Below are 14,573 nucleotides of genomic sequence, written 5' to 3'. Positions count from 1 at the left end.
CGGGCCCACTGGGCCCGCCCGGCATCGTCAGTTCACCGACCCTGCGGTCAGTCCTTGATCTCGCAGATCAGCGCGCCGGAGGTGACCGAGGAGCCGACCTCCGCCGTCAGGCCCTTGATGGTGCCGGAGCGGTGCGCGTTGAGGGGCTGCTCCATCTTCATGGCCTCCAGGACGACGACGAGGTCGCCCTCGTTGACCACTTGGCCCTCCTCGACCGCGACCTTCACGATCGTGCCCTGCATCGGAGATGCCAGGGAGTCACCGGAAGCGGCCGAACCGGCCTTCTTGGTGGCGGCGCGGCGCGGCGCCTTCTTGTTCAGGCCGATCGGCATGGACGCGACACCGAGCGAGGCCGGGAGAGAGACCTCCAGGCGCTTGCCGCCGACCTCGACGACCACCGTCTCGCGGGCCGGGGCCTCGTCCTCGTCGCCACCGACCGGTGCGAACGCCGTGATGGTGTTCGCGAACTCCGTCTCGATCCACCGGGTGTGGACGGTGAACGGCTCGGTGGATCCGCCCAGTTCGGGGGCGAACGCCGGGTCGGTCACGACCGCGCGGTGGAACGGGATGGCCGTGGCCATGCCCTCGATCCGGAACTCCTCCAGCGCACGGGCCGCACGCTGCAGCGCCTGCTGCCGCGTCGCCCCGGTCACGATCAGCTTGGCGAGCAGCGAGTCCCAGGCCGGGCCGATGACCGAGCCGGACTCCACGCCCGCGTCGAGCCGCACACCGGGGCCCGAGGGGGGCTGGAAGGTGGTGACGGTGCCGGGTGCGGGCAGGAAGCCGCGGCCCGGGTCCTCGCCGTTGATGCGGAACTCGATCGAGTGACCCCGCAGCGGCGGGTCGTCGTAGCCGAGCGCCTCGCCGTCCGCGATCCGGAACATCTCCCGGACCAGGTCGATACCGGAGACCTCCTCGGTGACCGGGTGCTCGACCTGCAGACGGGTGTTGACCTCCAGGAAGGAGATCGTGCCGTCCACGGCCACCAGGAACTCCACGGTGCCCGCGCCGATGTAGCCGGCCTCCTTGAGGATGGCCTTCGACGCCCGGTACAGCTCGGCGTTCTGCTCTTCGGTCAGGAACGGCGCCGGAGCCTCCTCCACCAGCTTCTGGTGGCGGCGCTGCAGCGAGCAGTCACGGGTGGATACGACCACGACATTGCCGTGGCTGTCCGCCAGGCACTGCGTCTCGACGTGCCTCGGCCGGTCCAGGTAGCGCTCGACGAAGCACTCGCCGCGCCCGAAGGCGGCGACCGCCTCGCGCACCGCGGAGTCGTACAGCTCCGGGATCTCCTCAAGCGTGCGCGCGACCTTCAGACCGCGCCCACCACCGCCGAAAGCGGCCTTGATGGCGACCGGCAGGCCGTGCTCCTCGGCGAACGTCACGACCTCGTCCGAGCCCGTCACCGGGTCCGGGGTGCCCGCGACCAGCGGGGCACCGGCGCGCAGCGCGATATGACGCGCCGCCACCTTGTCGCCGAGATCGCGGATCGCCTGCGGCGGCGGGCCGATCCAGGTCAGCCCGGCGTCCAGCACCGCCTGGGCGAACTCGGCGTTCTCGGACAGGAATCCGTAGCCGGGGTGGATCGCGTCCGCCCCCGATTCCGCTGCGGCGGCCAGCACCTTGGCGTAGTCCAGATAGCTGGACGCCGGGGTGTCACCGCCCAGCGCGTAGGCCTCGTCGGCCGCGCGGACATGCAGCGCGTCCCGATCCGGGTCTGCGTAGATGGCTACGCTGGCGATCCCGGCATCCCGGCAGGCGCGGGCGACGCGGACTGCAATTTCACCGCGGTTGGCGATGAGCACCTTGCGCACGATGGCTCCCTCCTTGAAACAAGCCGAGTTTAGTTACTGACGACACTTCATGCCGAGTCATCCCTACAGGTGAGCTTGCCCACACGGAGGGTGATTCGAGTGCCGGTTGAGCGGCCGGGTGCCTGCTAAATCCACGGTACGACCCCATTCGTCCAGGTGTCCCAAGGCACCCGGTGTGGCCGATGTCTCTCTGTGTAACCGTGGCCAGAGTGCCGGATCCTTTGTGGGTTCCCCACGAATAGGGGGTGGAATCTTTGCTCGTCCGCCACCCCGAAAGGGTGGCGGGGTCACGGACCTTGCCGCGGGACCTACCCGTTAGTAGCGTTCGCGATGCGTGATACCCGGGGTAACGGTTGCAGGTTGAAGGGGGCAAGGTGCGCAGAGGTGTGGCCGCTACCGCGGCTGTAGTGCTCATCCTTGAGGCGATGGGCATCGCCTTCATCAACATGGTGCTCGGCCTCGCCGTGCGCCACCAGAACATGTCGCTCGCCGGACTCGACCCGAACGCCATGGCCATCGGAACCTGGGTCGGCGGTGTCCTGTTCGCGCTCTTCCTCATCGGCTGTGCCCTCGTCCCCGCGCGGATAGCGCTGCGTGGCCGCCCGCCCGGCAGGTTCGGACGGATCCTGATCATCGTGTGCGCGGTCGGCCACGGCATCCTGGGCGCGGTCGTCGTCGGCCTGGTCGGCTGGCCCGCCTTCGTCCTCATGATGGCCGTCCTGGCGCTCCTTGTCGGCACATTGCTGCTCTACGGCGACAACAACCCCGTCGACAACCCCGTCGACGCCGACGGTGGCGGTGGCGGTGGTGGTGGCGGCGAGAGCGCCGCCGAGGTCAGGGGCAATGAGGCCTCGCCGCCGGGCGCCACGGCCGCCGCCTAGGACGTACAGGGAGCCACGGGGCCAACGGGACTTATCGCCGCCTACCGGATGTTCCGGTGCCTACCGGACCTACCGCTGGCTACGCCGTCCAGAGGTCGGTGATCCGCACGTCCAGGTCGGCCAGCAGGCGCCGCAGCATCGGCAGCGACAGGCCGATCACAGTGCCCGCGTCGCCGTCGATGCCGTCGATGAACGGGGCCGAGCGACCGTCGAGGGTGAACGCTCCCGCGACGTAGAGCGGCTCACCGCTCGCGACGTACGCGGCGATCTCGGCGTCGTCCGGCGACCCGAAGCGCACCGTGGTCGACGCGGTCGCCGAGACCTGCTTGCCGATCGCGGTGTCGATGACGCAGTGGCCGGTCCGCAGCACGCCCGACCGGCCGCGCATCGCCTGCCACCGGGCGGTCGCCTCGGCGGCGTCCGCCGGCTTGCCCAGCGCTTCCCCGTCCAGTTCCAGTACGGAGTCGCAGCCGATCACCAGCTCCCCGCCGGTCAGTTCCGCCGCGACCACCGTCGCCTTCGCCTCGGCCAGCACCTTCGCCAGCTCCGCCGGGTTCGCGGCCGTCAGCGCGTCCTCGTCGACCCCGCTGACCACGACCCGGGGGTCGAGTCCGGCCTGCCGCAGCAGAGCGAGACGGGCGGGGGAGGCGGAGGCCAGGACGAGGGGGCGGCGGGTGCTCATCGGGCCATCGTAATGACGGCGCCGGGCGCGGACGCCGGGCGGGCCGGCCGCACGCGCCGGGCGGCGGTACGGGTACGCCGCCGGCCGGCCGGCGGCACGGGTCAGCCGCGCCAGCCGACCATCAGGATCAGCAGCGGCAGGGTCAGCGCGATGACGAGCATCGCGCGCCGCACCATCGCCTGCACCTGCCGCATGTCCTCCGGCGGCTCGTCGCGCCGGTCGCGGTCCGACCACAACATGTCTTCCAGGTTGCGCCCGGGAAAAGGCCCGCGCCTGAGTACGGGTACTCAAGCGCGGGCCGGAAGATGACTATTTCAGCGGGACCCGTTCAGCGGGGCCAGAAGGTCGTGCGCCAGGCACCGGGACCCGGGCCGGGGACAGGGCGGGGCACGTTGTGGGCCGGGTCGGCCCACTCGTCCGTCCGCTGCGGGCCGTCGGCGCTGCCCGCCGTGGCGGCGGCCCGCGCCTGGACCAGTGCCACGACGGCGGCAAGCTCCTCCGGGGTCGGATTTCCCCGCTCTACCTTGATCACCACGTGACGGCTCCTTCAGTGGTTGGGGGCGGTTGCGGACGGCTGGGGACTGGAGGGGACCAGCCGGGATCAGCCGGGACTAGAGGGGGATGTTGCCGTGCTTCTTCGGCGGCAGGCTCTCGCGCTTGTTGCGCAGCGTCCGCAGCGCCTTGACGAGATGCGAGCGCGTCTCGGACGGCATGATCACCGCGTCGATGTAACCGCGCTCTGCCGCCACATACGGATTCAGCAGCGCGTCCTCGTAGTCGGTGATCAGCTGCTGCCGCAGCTCCTCGACCGCCTCCGGTGTCTTCGCCTCGGCGAGCGTGCGGCGGTGCAGGATGTTCACCGCGCCCTGGGCGCCCATGACCGCGATCTGCGCGGTCGGCCACGCCAGGTTCAGGTCCGCCCCCAGGTGCTTGGAGCCCATCACGTCGTAGGCGCCGCCGTACGCCTTGCGGGTGATGACGGTGATCAGCGGGACCGTCGCCTCCGCGTAGGCGTAGATCAGCTTGGCGCCGCGCCGGATGATGCCGTTCCACTCCTGGTCGGTGCCGGGCAGGAAGCCGGGCACGTCCACGAAGGTCACGACCGGGATGTTGAAGCTGTCGCAGGTGCGGACGAAACGCGCGGCCTTTTCGGACGCGTCGATGTCCAGGCAGCCCGCGTACTGCATCGGCTGGTTGGCGATGATGCCGACCGGACGGCCCTCGATCCGGCCCAGGCCCGCGATGATGTTCGGCGCGAACAGCGCCTGCGTCTCCAGGAACTCGCCGTCGTCCAGCACGTGCTCGATGACCTTGTGCATGTCGTACGGCTGGTTCGCGGAGTCCGGGATCAGCGCGTCCAGTTCGAGGTCCTCGGCGCTGGTCTCCAGATCGGCCTCGACCGGATAGGCCGGTGCCTCCGCCAGGTTGTTGGACGGCAGGTACGACAGCAGCGCCTTCACGTACTCGATGGCGTCCTTCTCGTCACCCGCCATGTGGTGGGCGTTGCCGGACGTCGTGTTGTGGGTACGGGCCCCGCCCAGCTCCTCGAAGCCGACGTCCTCGCCCGTCACGGTCTTGATCACGTCGGGCCCTGTGATGAACATGTGCGAGGTCTGATCGACCATCACCACGAAGTCCGTGATGGCCGGCGAGTACACCGCGCCGCCCGCACACGGGCCCACGATCAGCGAGATCTGCGGGATGACGCCGGAGGCGTGGGTGTTGCGGCGGAAGATCTCGCCGTACATCCCCAGCGAGGCCACGCCCTCCTGGATCCGGGCGCCGCCGGAGTCGTTGATGCCGATGACCGGGCAGCCGGTCTTCATCGCCCAGTCCATCACCTTGACGATCTTCTCGCCGTAGACCTCGCCCAGGGCGCCGCCGAAGACCGTGAAGTCCTGCGAGAAGACCGCCACCGGGCGGCCCTCGACCGTGCCGTAGCCGGTGACGACACCGTCGCCGTACGGGCGGTTCTTCTCCAACCCGAAGTTGGTCGTGCGGTGCCGGGCGAGCTCGTCCAGCTCGACGAACGAATCCTCGTCCAGGAGCAGTCCGATGCGCTCGCGGGCGGTCAGCTTGCCCTTGGCGTGCTGCTTCTCCACCGCGCGCTCGGAGCCGGCGTGCGTCGCCTCGTCGATACGGCGGCGCAGATCCGCGAGCTTGCCCGCGGTGGTGTGAATGTCGTGCTCCGGCTCGGCCATGGAGGCGGCTCTCCTGCTCTCGTGGGTCCTGTCGGGTCCTACTTGACTGGCGAGTAACGCTGTTTCGTAGCGTAACGGCGCGACTGCTTCCCGAGCAGTGCGGCGTTGGACACACTCCGCTCTTAGGCTGGGCGAATGACGACTCCCAACCGCTGGTCCGACCTGGAGCGGCCTCCGCTGAACGAAGCCGCGCTCCGGCGCGCGGTCATCGCCCCGGACAGTCCCTGGACCTCCCTCGATGTCGTCGAGGCCACCGGGTCCACCAACAGTGACCTCGCCGAACGCGCCACCGCGGGCGCCCCCGAAGGCGCCGTACTCGTCGCGGAGGAGCAGACCGCAGGACGCGGCCGGCTCGACCGCACCTGGACGGCGCCACCGCGCTCCGGCCTGTTCTTCTCCGTGCTGCTGAGGCCCACCGAGGTACCGGTCGCGCGCTGGGGCTGGCTGCCGCTGCTCGCCGGCGTCGCCACCGCCACCGCGCTGTCCCGGGCGGCCGGGGTCGACACGGCCCTCAAATGGCCCAACGACCTGCTCGTCACCATCGACGGCGAGGAGCGCAAGACGGGCGGCATCCTCGCCGAGCGCACCGGGGAGGACGGTGTCGTCATCGGCATCGGCCTCAATGTGTCGCTGCGCGCCGACGAACTGCCCGTTCCCGCCGCGGGCTCCCTCGCCCTCGCGGGAGCGAAGGGCACCGACCGCGACCCCCTGCTGCGCGCCGTCCTGCGCTCCCTCGCCGACTGGTACGGCGAATGGCGCAAGGCGGGCGGCGACCCCGCCGCCTCCCGTCTCCAGCAGACGTACGCGGCCGGCTGCGCCACGCTCGGCCGCGAGGTCCGCGCCGAGCTGCCCGGCGGACGCGAGCTGACCGGCACGGCGGTCGGCGTGGACGACGACGGACGGCTCGTGATCGCCACCGCGGACGGGGAACAGCCGGTCGGCGCGGGCGACGTGGTCCATGTGAGGCGCGCGTAAGTGGTGTGACCGGCAGGTTCGCCGGTCCGCGCCGTCGGGCTGGGCCGGAGGTCGGGCCGGGAGCCGGGTCCTCCGGCGGGGGTCCGAAATCGTGTATTCACGGGCCTAACGGCCCACAAATACACGGCAGCATTGCGGACCCCCCGCCTGCGGCCCCGACCCCCTCCGCCGGATGCGCGCCGCAGGCGACCCGGTCGCGACGTGAGCCACGGCACACCTGCCGTATCGTTGAGGCGGCGCGTCGGCTTGATGATCGGAAGGGCTCGGACGGGCATTGCGCAGGGATCTGACAGGGGGCGGAGGGTGAGCGTGGACGACGCGGGCCTTCCCCCGTACGCGACGGATCCGGGCACCGGCCCGGACCCGGACGGTGTCGACCCCGCGGCACCCGACAAACTCATGGCCACCACCGACACCGACGCGGGCGCTTCCGGGGACTCGACCGACCCCGCCGAGCACCCGCTCGCGCTGCGCCTGGAGCACCTCATCCTCGGCGCGGGCCGCCAGTACACGCCCTTCCAGGCGGCCCGTACGGCCGGTGTCTCCATGGATCTGGCCTCCCGCTTCTGGCGCGCCATGGGATTCGCGGACATCGGGCAGGCGAAGGCCCTCACCGAAGCCGATGTCCTCGCCCTGCGCCGCCTCGCCGGACTCGTCGAGGCCGGGCTGCTGAGCGAGTCCATGGCCATCCAGGTGGCCCGTTCCACCGGCCAGACCACCGCACGGCTCGCGGACTGGCAGACCGACTCCTTCCTCGAAGGGCTCACCGAGCCGCCCGAGCCGGGTATGACGCGGGCCGAGGTCGCCTACCCGCTGGTGGAACTGCTCCTTCCCGAACTGGAGGAGTTCCTCATCTACGTCTGGCGGCGCCAGCTGGCCGCCGCCACCAGCCGCGTCGTCCAGTCCGACGACGAGGAGGCCGTCGACCGGCGGCTCGCCGTCGGCTTCGCCGACCTCGTCGGTTTCACCCGGCTCACCCGGCGGCTGGAGGAGGAGGAGCTCGGCGAACTCGTCGAGGCCTTCGAGACCACGGCGGCCGACCAGGTCGCCGCGCACGGCGGACGCCTCATCAAGACCCTCGGCGACGAGGTGCTGTACGTCGCCGACGACCCCGGCACCGCCGCCGAGATCGGTCTGCGCCTCATCGAGACCATGACCGGCGACGAATCCATGCCCGCGCTGCGCGTCGGCATGGCCTTCGGCACCGTCACGACGCGGATGGGCGATGTCTTCGGCACCACGGTGAACCTCGCGAGCCGCCTCACGTCGATAGCGCCACGCGATGCCGTCCTCGTCGACGGCGACTTCGCCCAGGCCCTCGGCGCGGCCGGCGACGCCCCGGTCTCCGAGGTCGACGCCACCGAGGACGACAAGTACCGCTTCGCCCTCCAGCCGATGTGGCGCCGCCCGGTGCGAGGGCTCGGCGTCGTCGAGCCGTGGCTGCTGACCCGCCGCAGCTGATTCGCGCACGACCCCTGGACCGTGGGCCGTCTCCCGCGCCGCGGGCCCGGCTGGCATGATCCGGGGCATGACGGAGTCGGAAGTGCGGTTCGGGGAATGGGTCGTGGTGCGCCGCCATGGGGCGCGGGTCGCGGAGCTGGTGCTGGATCGCCCGAAGGCGATGAACGCCATCTCGACGGAGATGGCGGGGAATGTGGCGGCGGCGTGCGCCGCCCTCGCCGCCGACCGGACAGTCAGCGTGGTGGTGCTGACGTCGACCCATGAGCGGGCGTTCTGCGTCGGCGCGGACCTGAAGGAGCGCAACTCCTTCACGGACGCGGATCTCGGCCGGCAGCGGCCCCACACCAGGGCCGCGTACACCGCGGTGCTGGAACTGCCGATGCCCGCGATCGCCGCGGTGCACGGCTTCGCGCTCGGCGGCGGCTTCGAACTGGCGCTGTCCTGTGATGTGATCGTGGCGGACGCGACGGCCGTGGTGGGTCTGCCGGAGGTATCGGTGGGCGTGATCCCCGGGGGCGGCGGCACCCAGCTGCTGCCGCGCAGGGTCGGCGCGGCGCGGGCCGCTGAACTGATCTTCACGGCGCGCCGGGTGCCGGCGGTGGAGGCTCTCGCGCTGGGGCTCGTCGACGCACTGGCGGCGGCGGGCGAGGACCGCACCGACGCGCTGGCGCTCGCGGAGCGCATGGCGGGCAATTCGCCGGTGGGCCTGCGGGCTGCGAAGCGGGCACTGCGGCTGGGACACGGCCTGGACCTCCGTGCCGGTCTCGACGTCGAGGACGCGGCGTGGCGGACGGTGGCCTTCTCCGGGGACCGGGCGGAGGGCGTGGCGGCGTTCAACGAGAAGCGGACGCCGGAGTGGCCGGGGGAGTGACCGGGGCGGTGTTCGGGGAGGGGTGACCGGGGCGGTGTTCGGAACAACCGGGACATTCAGGGAGTAGTCAAACATCCCCATTGGCGTCATTTGTTCTTAACCTGGTGGGATGGGTGACGGGACGGCCGATCGACGGCTGCGAGCGGTCGTGGAGTTGGCGCAGGCGATGGCGGCCGCTCAGGAACCGCGCGAGGCGGTGCGGGCGGCCGCCACGAAGGCGCGGATCGCGATGGGCGGTTCGTTCGCGGCGCTGTCGTCATGGGAGCGGGGGTCGGGGCAGCTCCGGGTGCTGGTGAACGACGGAGACCTGGCGCCGGGGGAGGACCCGGAACCGCAGGACGAGACGTATCCCGTGCACGACTTCCCCGAGATCGTGGAATTCCTGCACGGGAAGTGGGCGGGCGGCGGGGAACCGCACGCGTGGGTCGAGACGGCGGACGGCGCGCCGCGGGGGCCGGGCGCGTACTGCCACCAGCGGGTCGCCGCGCTCCGGCGGCGCGGGCGCGGCTGCTGCGTCGTGGCGCCGATCGTGCTGCACGGGCGCGCCTGGGGCGAGCTGTATGTGGCGCGGGGTGCGGGCGAGCCGGTCTTCGACCGGGCGGACGCGGACTTCGCAACGGTGCTGGCCGCCGTGATCGCGGCCGGGATCTCGCAGACCGAACGGCTCGCCGAGGTCCAGCGGCTGGCTTTCACCGACCCCCTGACCGGGCTCGGGAACCGGCGCGCCGTCGACGTCCGGCTCGACGAGGCGCTGGAGCTGCACCGGGAGACGGGGGCCGTGGTGAGCCTGGTGGTCTGCGACCTGAACGGTCTGAAGAAGGTGAACGACCGGCTGGGGCACGCGGTGGGGGATCAGCTCCTCGAACGTTTCGGCTCCGTCCTGTCGCTGTGCGGCGCGCTGCTGCCGGGGAGCCTGGCGGCCCGGCTCGGCGGCGACGAGTTCTGCCTGGTCGCCGTCGGGCAGGAGTCGGACGAGGTGGTGCGGGCGGCGGACGAACTGTGCCGCCGGGCCACCGAGCTGGAGGTGGGCGAGGGGGTCGCGTGCGGGGTCGCCTCGACGGGCGATCCGATCGGGCCCGTACGGTCCGCCCGGCGGCTCTTCCGGCTCGCGGACGCCGCCCAGTACCGGGCCAAGGCGCTGCGCTCGGCCACGCCGGTGGTCGCGGGACGCGAGGGTCCCGACGACCCAGTCGTCCGCCTCGCGGACCAGCCGCCCGCCCCCGACGGCGAACGCCGCCGCATCCGTGGCCGCCGGCTCTGAGCGCCGGGCCCCGGCCGGGCCGCCCCACCGGCACCGATGGCCGGGCCGCCCGGCCTCGTCGGGGTCCGGGCGGCTTCCGGGCCCACCCCGGCGTCCCCGCCGCGACGACCACCGCCCGGCCGGCAGGCCCCCGTCCGACCGTCCGTCCGGGACCGACCGGCAAGGTAAGGAGTGACAGGCGGCGATTCACTCTCTATGGTGCGTGAATATGAATATGCAAAACGTGGTCATCGGCGCCGAAGGCGCGAGCGCGGACGACGTCCTGGCCGTGGCTCGCGGCGGCGCGAAGGTTGAACTGTCGCAGCGGGCGCTGGCCGGGATCGCCGCATCGCGGCAGGTCATCGAGGCTCTGGCGGCGAAGCCCGAGCCGGTCTACGGCGTCTCCACGGGCTTCGGAGCCCTGGCCGTCCGCCACATCAGCCCCGAGCTGCGCGCACAGTTGCAGCGCTCCCTGGTGCGCTCGCACGCCGCCGGCATGGGCCCGAGCGTGGAGCGCGAGGTCGTGCGGGGGCTGATGTTCCTGCGGCTCAAGACGCTGGCGTCGGGCCGTACCGGCGTGCGGCCTGTCGTCGCCGAGACGATGGCGGCGATCCTCAACGCCGGGATCACCCCCGTCGTGCACGAGTACGGCTCGCTCGGCTGCTCCGGCGACCTCGCCCCGCTCGCGCACTGCGCGCAGGTTCTGATGGGCGAGGGCGTGGCGGAGGGCCCTGACGGAACGGTTCGCCCGGCCGCCGAGCTGCTCGCCGAGGCCGGTATCGAGCCGGTGGAGCTGCGCGAGAAGGAGGGCCTGGCCCTCATCAACGGCACCGACGGCATGCTCGGCATGCTGGTGATGGCCTGCGCGGACCTCGCGCAGCTGTTCACCGCCGCCGACATCACCGCCGCGCTCTCGCTGGAGGCGCTGCTCGGCACCGAGCGGGTCCTCGCGCCCGAGCTGCACGCGATCCGCCCGCATCCGGGCCAGGCCGCGAGCGCCGAGAACATGCGCCGTGTGCTGGAGGGCTCCCACTTCACCGGGCACCACCAGGACGACGCCCCGCGCGTGCAGGATGCCTACTCGATCCGCTGCGCGCCGCAGGTCGCGGGCGCGGGCCGGGACACCCTGGCGCACGCCCGGCTGGTGGCCGACCGCGAGCTGATCTCCGCCGTCGACAACCCCGTGGTGCTGTCCGACGGCCGGGTGGAGTCGAACGGCAACTTCCACGGCGCGCCCGTCGCGTACGTCCTGGACTTCCTGGCGATCGCCGCCGCCGACCTGGGCAGCATCGCCGAGCGGCGTACGGACCGGCTGCTCGACAAGTCGCGTTCGCACGGGCTGCCGGCCTTCCTCGCCGACGACCCGGGCCTCGACTCCGGTCTGATGATCGCTCAGTACACGCAGGCCGCGCTGGTCAGCGAGATGAAGCGGCTCGCCGTCCCGGCCTCCGTGGACTCCATCCCGTCGTCGGCGATGCAGGAGGACCATGTGTCGATGGGCTGGTCCGCGGCCCGCAAGCTGCGTACCGCGGTCGACAACCTGACCCGGATCATCGCGGTCGAGCTGTTCGCGGCCACCCGCGCCATCGAGATGCGCGACAAGCTCACCGGCGACAACCTGCGGCCCGCTCCCGCGACCCGCGCGGTGGTGGCGGCAGTCCGTGCGGCGGGCGTTGACGGTCCCGGCCCGGACCGTTTCCTGTCACCGGACCTGGAGGCGGCCTACGCGTTCGTCCGCGCCGGGAAGCTGACCGAGGCGGCCGAGTCGGTGACCGGCCCGCTGGCCTGACGGCGTATCAGCCTGACGGCATATCAGGGGGCCTCTTGGCGGGCGCGGCGGCCGGCGTTCAGGACCAGCCCCGCACCGCCGACGAGGAACGCGGCCCCGCCGATCAGGTAGGGCGTGGTGTCCACAGTGCCGGTGGCCGCCAGATGGAGCGTGCCCCTCGTCGAAGTCGTTGCTCCCGATCCCGTCGCCGGTGGCTTGACCTGCGAAGCAGGCGCCGGCGACGGGCTGGCGGTGGCGGACGGCACGAAATACAGCGCTGCCAGCACGGATGCCGCGGCAGCGGCGACGAAGGGGCGTGGAGAGGCCAGAGGCGAGGTCAACGGATCCCCCATTGGGTGCGGCGACTTGACCGTAGACGCCGATGCTAGTGACCTGGTGTGCCTGGTGGGAAGCTGACGCTCCGGCGTTTACGCTCCGTCGCATGAGCACTACTGAGATTCCCCGTGGCGAGAGCGGCCCGCGCTATGTACGACTCCAGGTCGAGCTCGTTCTCGAGGTCACCGGACAGCAGGAAGTGACCGCCGCCGCGCTCGAGCACATCGCCGCCGACGCGGAGATGCCCGCCGAGGAGCGGACGCACGCCGAGGCGGCCGTGAAACAGGACGAGTCCGAGGCGCTGGCCTATCTGGTCGACCCGTTCGACCTGGTCAAGACGGTCCCCGGGATCGAACTCGTGCAGGCCTCCTGGTCCTGCGCGCACACCGAGTACGACCCCGACTCCGAGGAGTGGGACATGTACGGCGATGACGACGCCGCCGAGGAGGACAGCGAGGAGGTCCCCACGACGGCCTGACCCGACCTGGTCCCGTCCGGTCTCATCGGATCCAGTCCGACCTGCACGTTTCCCTGCCCCGGGCCGTTCTCGGCCCGGGGTTTCCTGCGTGGCCGTCATCTGAGGCCGAGACGTGGGCCTCGACACACTTTCCGGACAAAGGGAACGGACCTTTGGCCCTGGATGTTCCTTTGGTTATGGATGAGGCTCGTTTCCGGAGCCAGCGCTCGCGGGGACGCGAGCAGGGAACGTGCGCCCACAGGCATTGGAGATTCGTGTGAAGTCGCCCGACACCGGCCCCGTCAACGGCATGACGCCCGACCAGCACCCGCGCGCGCACCGCAGGCGGCGCACCGGCCTGACGGCCGTAGCGGTACTGCTCGGCGGAGCGATCACGCTGACCGCGTGCGGCGGTGGCGGCTCCGGCTCCGGCGGCGGCGCGGACAAGCCGAAGACGCAGGCGGACGTCGATGCGGCGGCCGCCAAGGACGCCTCGGACGCGAAGATAGCCATCACCCCGAAGACGGGCACCAGCAACGCGAGCATCACCAGCGGCGCCAAGGTCGCGGTGACCGACGGCAAGCTCACCGCCGTCACGATGACGGATGTCGCGAGCGGCAAAGCGGTCAAGGGCGCGATCACCACCGACGGCAGAGGCTGGAAGCCGGACGCGTCCCTCGACCGGGGCAAGAAGTACAAGGTCGCGGCGACCGCGCAGGACGCGAAGGGCCGCACCGTCACCGAGACCTCCGACTTCGGCACGGTCTCCGCGAGCAACAGCTTCATCGGCTACTTCACGCCGGAGGACGGTTCCACCGTCGGCGTCGGCATGCCGGTGTCGATCAAGTTCGACAAGGCCGTCACCAACAAGAAGGCCGTCGAGTCCGCCGTCAAGGTGGCCTCCAGCAGCGGCCAGAAGATCGTCGGCCACTGGTTCGACTCCACCCGGCTCGACTTCCGTCCCCAGGAGTACTGGAAGGCCGGCTCCAACGTCACGGTCAAGCTGAAGCTCGACGGTGTCGAGGGTTCCAGCGGCGTCTACGGCGTCCAGAACAAGGACGTCAACTTCACCGTCGGCCGCTCCCAGGTCTCGACGGTCGACGCCAAGACCAAGATGATGACGGTCGTCCGTGACGGCAAGACCATCAAGACCGTTCCGATCTCCGCGGGCTCCGCGGACCACCCGACCTACAACGGTCAGATGGTCATCTCCGAGAAGTACAAGCAGACGCGGATGAACGGCGACTCGGTCGGCTTCGCGGGTGAGTACGACATCCCCGACGTGCCGCACGCCATGCGGCTGAGCTCCTCGGGCACCTTCATCCACGGCAACTACTGGGGCGACAAGTCGATCTTCGGCTCGGCCAACACCAGCCACGGCTGCATCGGCCTGAGCGACGCCAAGGGCGCCAATGATCCGAACACCCTGGGTGGCTGGTTCTACGACAACTCGATGATCGGCGACCTCGTCGTCATGAAGAACTCGCCCGACAAGACGATCAAGGCGGACAACGGGCTCAACGGCTGGAACATGTCGTGGAGCGAGTGGACCGCCGGGTCCGCGCTGGGTTCCGCGCCGGGTTCCGCGCTCTGAGCGCTTCCGCCTGCGGCTCGGCTTCTTCCGGGCTTAGACCGACCGGCAATAGGCAGCCGCTGTCGAGTGATCAGGTGGGGTGGATGCGGTGCGGGCACGGGTCCAGGCGATCATGGAGTTCTCTACGCTCAGTGATCACGAAGGACGGCCGTGCCCGCGCTGCCATCTTGCCTGCTCGAACCCCTCTGGGACCAGTTCGCTGCGCTCCTGCCCGCCCGTGAAGAGTTCGCCGCGGACCACCCGCTGGGCTGTCACCGGCGCCGGATCCCGGACCGGACGGTCTTCGAGCACAT

Annotated in this window: 14 protein-coding genes and 1 pseudogene; 9 read left to right on the top strand and 6 right to left on the bottom strand. The window is 71.1% G+C overall.

Translation table 11 applies throughout. The features are described 5' to 3' along the window. Positions 1–47 precede the first annotated feature (47 nt). Positions 48–1,814, bottom strand: coding sequence for an acetyl/propionyl/methylcrotonyl-CoA carboxylase subunit alpha (locus tag QMK24_RS02680; RefSeq protein ID WP_283463413.1), 1,767 nt, complete (start codon positions 1,812–1,814; stop codon positions 48–50). 386 nt (positions 1,815–2,200) lie between these two features. On the opposite strand from QMK24_RS02680, the gene QMK24_RS02675 reads away from it, so the two are divergent. Further along, positions 2,201–2,695, top strand: coding sequence for a hypothetical protein (locus QMK24_RS02675; RefSeq protein ID WP_283463412.1), 495 nt, complete (start codon positions 2,201–2,203; stop codon positions 2,693–2,695). A 79-nt stretch (positions 2,696–2,774) separates the two neighbouring features. Here the strand turns inward: QMK24_RS02675 and QMK24_RS02670 are convergent, their stop codons facing one another. The 4 genes from QMK24_RS02670 to QMK24_RS02655 form a co-directional block, all read right to left on the bottom strand. Then, the gene (locus QMK24_RS02670) at positions 2,775–3,377 is read right to left on the bottom strand and encodes a Maf family protein (RefSeq protein ID WP_283463411.1); all 603 of its coding nucleotides are present in this window, start codon (positions 3,375–3,377) and stop codon (positions 2,775–2,777) included. Between the two features lie 101 nt (positions 3,378–3,478). Next, positions 3,479–3,616, bottom strand: a complete 138-nt coding sequence (gene mmpB / locus QMK24_RS02665) for a morphogenic membrane protein MmpB (protein WP_283463410.1) — start codon at positions 3,614–3,616, stop codon at positions 3,479–3,481. An 89-nt stretch (positions 3,617–3,705) separates the two neighbouring features. Then, positions 3,706–3,909, bottom strand: coding sequence for an acyl-CoA carboxylase subunit epsilon (locus tag QMK24_RS02660; protein WP_283463630.1), 204 nt, complete (start codon positions 3,907–3,909; stop codon positions 3,706–3,708). Positions 3,910–3,988: 79 nt separating this feature from the next. Then, on the bottom strand, positions 3,989–5,578 hold the full coding sequence (locus QMK24_RS02655; protein ID WP_283463409.1) for an acyl-CoA carboxylase subunit beta: 1,590 nt from the start codon (positions 5,576–5,578) through the stop codon (positions 3,989–3,991). Between the two features lie 135 nt (positions 5,579–5,713). On the opposite strand from QMK24_RS02655, the gene QMK24_RS02650 reads away from it, so the two are divergent. The 5 genes from QMK24_RS02650 (at position 5,714) to hutH (ending at position 11,914) form a co-directional block, all read left to right on the top strand. Next, entirely contained in the window at positions 5,714–6,553 is an 840-nt protein-coding gene (locus QMK24_RS02650) for a biotin--[acetyl-CoA-carboxylase] ligase (protein ID WP_283463408.1), read from the top strand. Positions 6,554–6,952: 399 nt separating this feature from the next. Then, positions 6,953–8,014, top strand: coding sequence for an adenylate/guanylate cyclase domain-containing protein (locus QMK24_RS02645; protein ID WP_283463629.1), 1,062 nt, complete (start codon positions 6,953–6,955; stop codon positions 8,012–8,014). A 67-nt stretch (positions 8,015–8,081) separates the two neighbouring features. After that, positions 8,082–8,885: an enoyl-CoA hydratase/isomerase family protein gene (locus QMK24_RS02640; RefSeq protein ID WP_283463407.1), complete on the top strand. Its 804-nt coding sequence runs from the start codon at positions 8,082–8,084 to the stop codon at positions 8,883–8,885. A 109-nt stretch (positions 8,886–8,994) separates the two neighbouring features. Further along, positions 8,995–10,146: a GGDEF domain-containing protein gene (locus QMK24_RS02635; RefSeq protein ID WP_283463406.1), complete on the top strand. Its 1,152-nt coding sequence runs from the start codon at positions 8,995–8,997 to the stop codon at positions 10,144–10,146. Positions 10,147–10,360: 214 nt separating this feature from the next. Beyond that, positions 10,361–11,914, top strand: coding sequence for a histidine ammonia-lyase (hutH, locus tag QMK24_RS02630; protein ID WP_283463628.1), 1,554 nt, complete (start codon positions 10,361–10,363; stop codon positions 11,912–11,914). Between the two features lie 23 nt (positions 11,915–11,937). Here hutH and QMK24_RS02625 read toward each other — a convergent pair whose 3' ends face one another. Beyond that, the gene (locus QMK24_RS02625; protein WP_283463404.1) at positions 11,938–12,234 is read right to left on the bottom strand and encodes a hypothetical protein; all 297 of its coding nucleotides are present in this window, start codon (positions 12,232–12,234) and stop codon (positions 11,938–11,940) included. Between the two features lie 101 nt (positions 12,235–12,335). Here QMK24_RS02625 and QMK24_RS02620 point away from each other — a divergent pair, with 101 nt between their 5' ends. From QMK24_RS02620 to QMK24_RS02610, 3 genes and pseudogenes are all read left to right on the top strand, one after another. After that, positions 12,336–12,707, top strand: coding sequence for a hypothetical protein (locus tag QMK24_RS02620; protein ID WP_283463403.1), 372 nt, complete (start codon positions 12,336–12,338; stop codon positions 12,705–12,707). A gap of 289 nt (positions 12,708–12,996) precedes the next feature. Next, positions 12,997–14,280, top strand: a complete 1,284-nt coding sequence (locus tag QMK24_RS02615) for a L,D-transpeptidase (protein ID WP_283463627.1) — start codon at positions 12,997–12,999, stop codon at positions 14,278–14,280. A gap of 150 nt (positions 14,281–14,430) precedes the next feature. After that, positions 14,431–14,573: pseudogene (locus QMK24_RS02610) on the top strand (IS5/IS1182 family transposase); the annotation flags it as partial.

It is taken from the genome of Streptomyces sp. PH10-H1, assembly GCF_030063355.1.
GTDB lineage: Bacteria > Actinomycetota > Actinomycetes > Streptomycetales > Streptomycetaceae > Actinacidiphila.
This window is presented reverse-complemented; position numbering and strand designations above follow the sequence as displayed.

Bases quoted from the DNA above. Each gene is read 5' to 3' on its own strand.
- QMK24_RS02670 (WP_283463411.1), bottom strand. From the start codon at position 3,377: ATGAGCACCCGCCGCCCCCTCGTCCTGGCCTCCGCCTCCCCCGCCCGT.
- mmpB (WP_283463410.1), bottom strand. From the start codon at position 3,616: ATGTTGTGGTCGGACCGCGACCGGCGCGACGAGCCGCCGGAGGACATG.
- QMK24_RS02655 (WP_283463409.1), bottom strand. From the start codon at position 5,578: ATGGCCGAGCCGGAGCACGACATTCACACCACCGCGGGCAAGCTCGCG.
- QMK24_RS02650 (WP_283463408.1), top strand. From the start codon at position 5,714: ATGACGACTCCCAACCGCTGGTCCGACCTGGAGCGGCCTCCGCTGAAC.
- QMK24_RS02645 (WP_283463629.1), top strand. From the start codon at position 6,953: ATGGCCACCACCGACACCGACGCGGGCGCTTCCGGGGACTCGACCGAC.
- QMK24_RS02640 (WP_283463407.1), top strand. From the start codon at position 8,082: ATGACGGAGTCGGAAGTGCGGTTCGGGGAATGGGTCGTGGTGCGCCGC.
- QMK24_RS02635 (WP_283463406.1), top strand. From the start codon at position 8,995: ATGGGTGACGGGACGGCCGATCGACGGCTGCGAGCGGTCGTGGAGTTG.
- hutH (WP_283463628.1), top strand. From the start codon at position 10,361: ATGCAAAACGTGGTCATCGGCGCCGAAGGCGCGAGCGCGGACGACGTC.
- QMK24_RS02620 (WP_283463403.1), top strand. From the start codon at position 12,336: ATGAGCACTACTGAGATTCCCCGTGGCGAGAGCGGCCCGCGCTATGTA.
- QMK24_RS02615 (WP_283463627.1), top strand. From the start codon at position 12,997: ATGACGCCCGACCAGCACCCGCGCGCGCACCGCAGGCGGCGCACCGGC.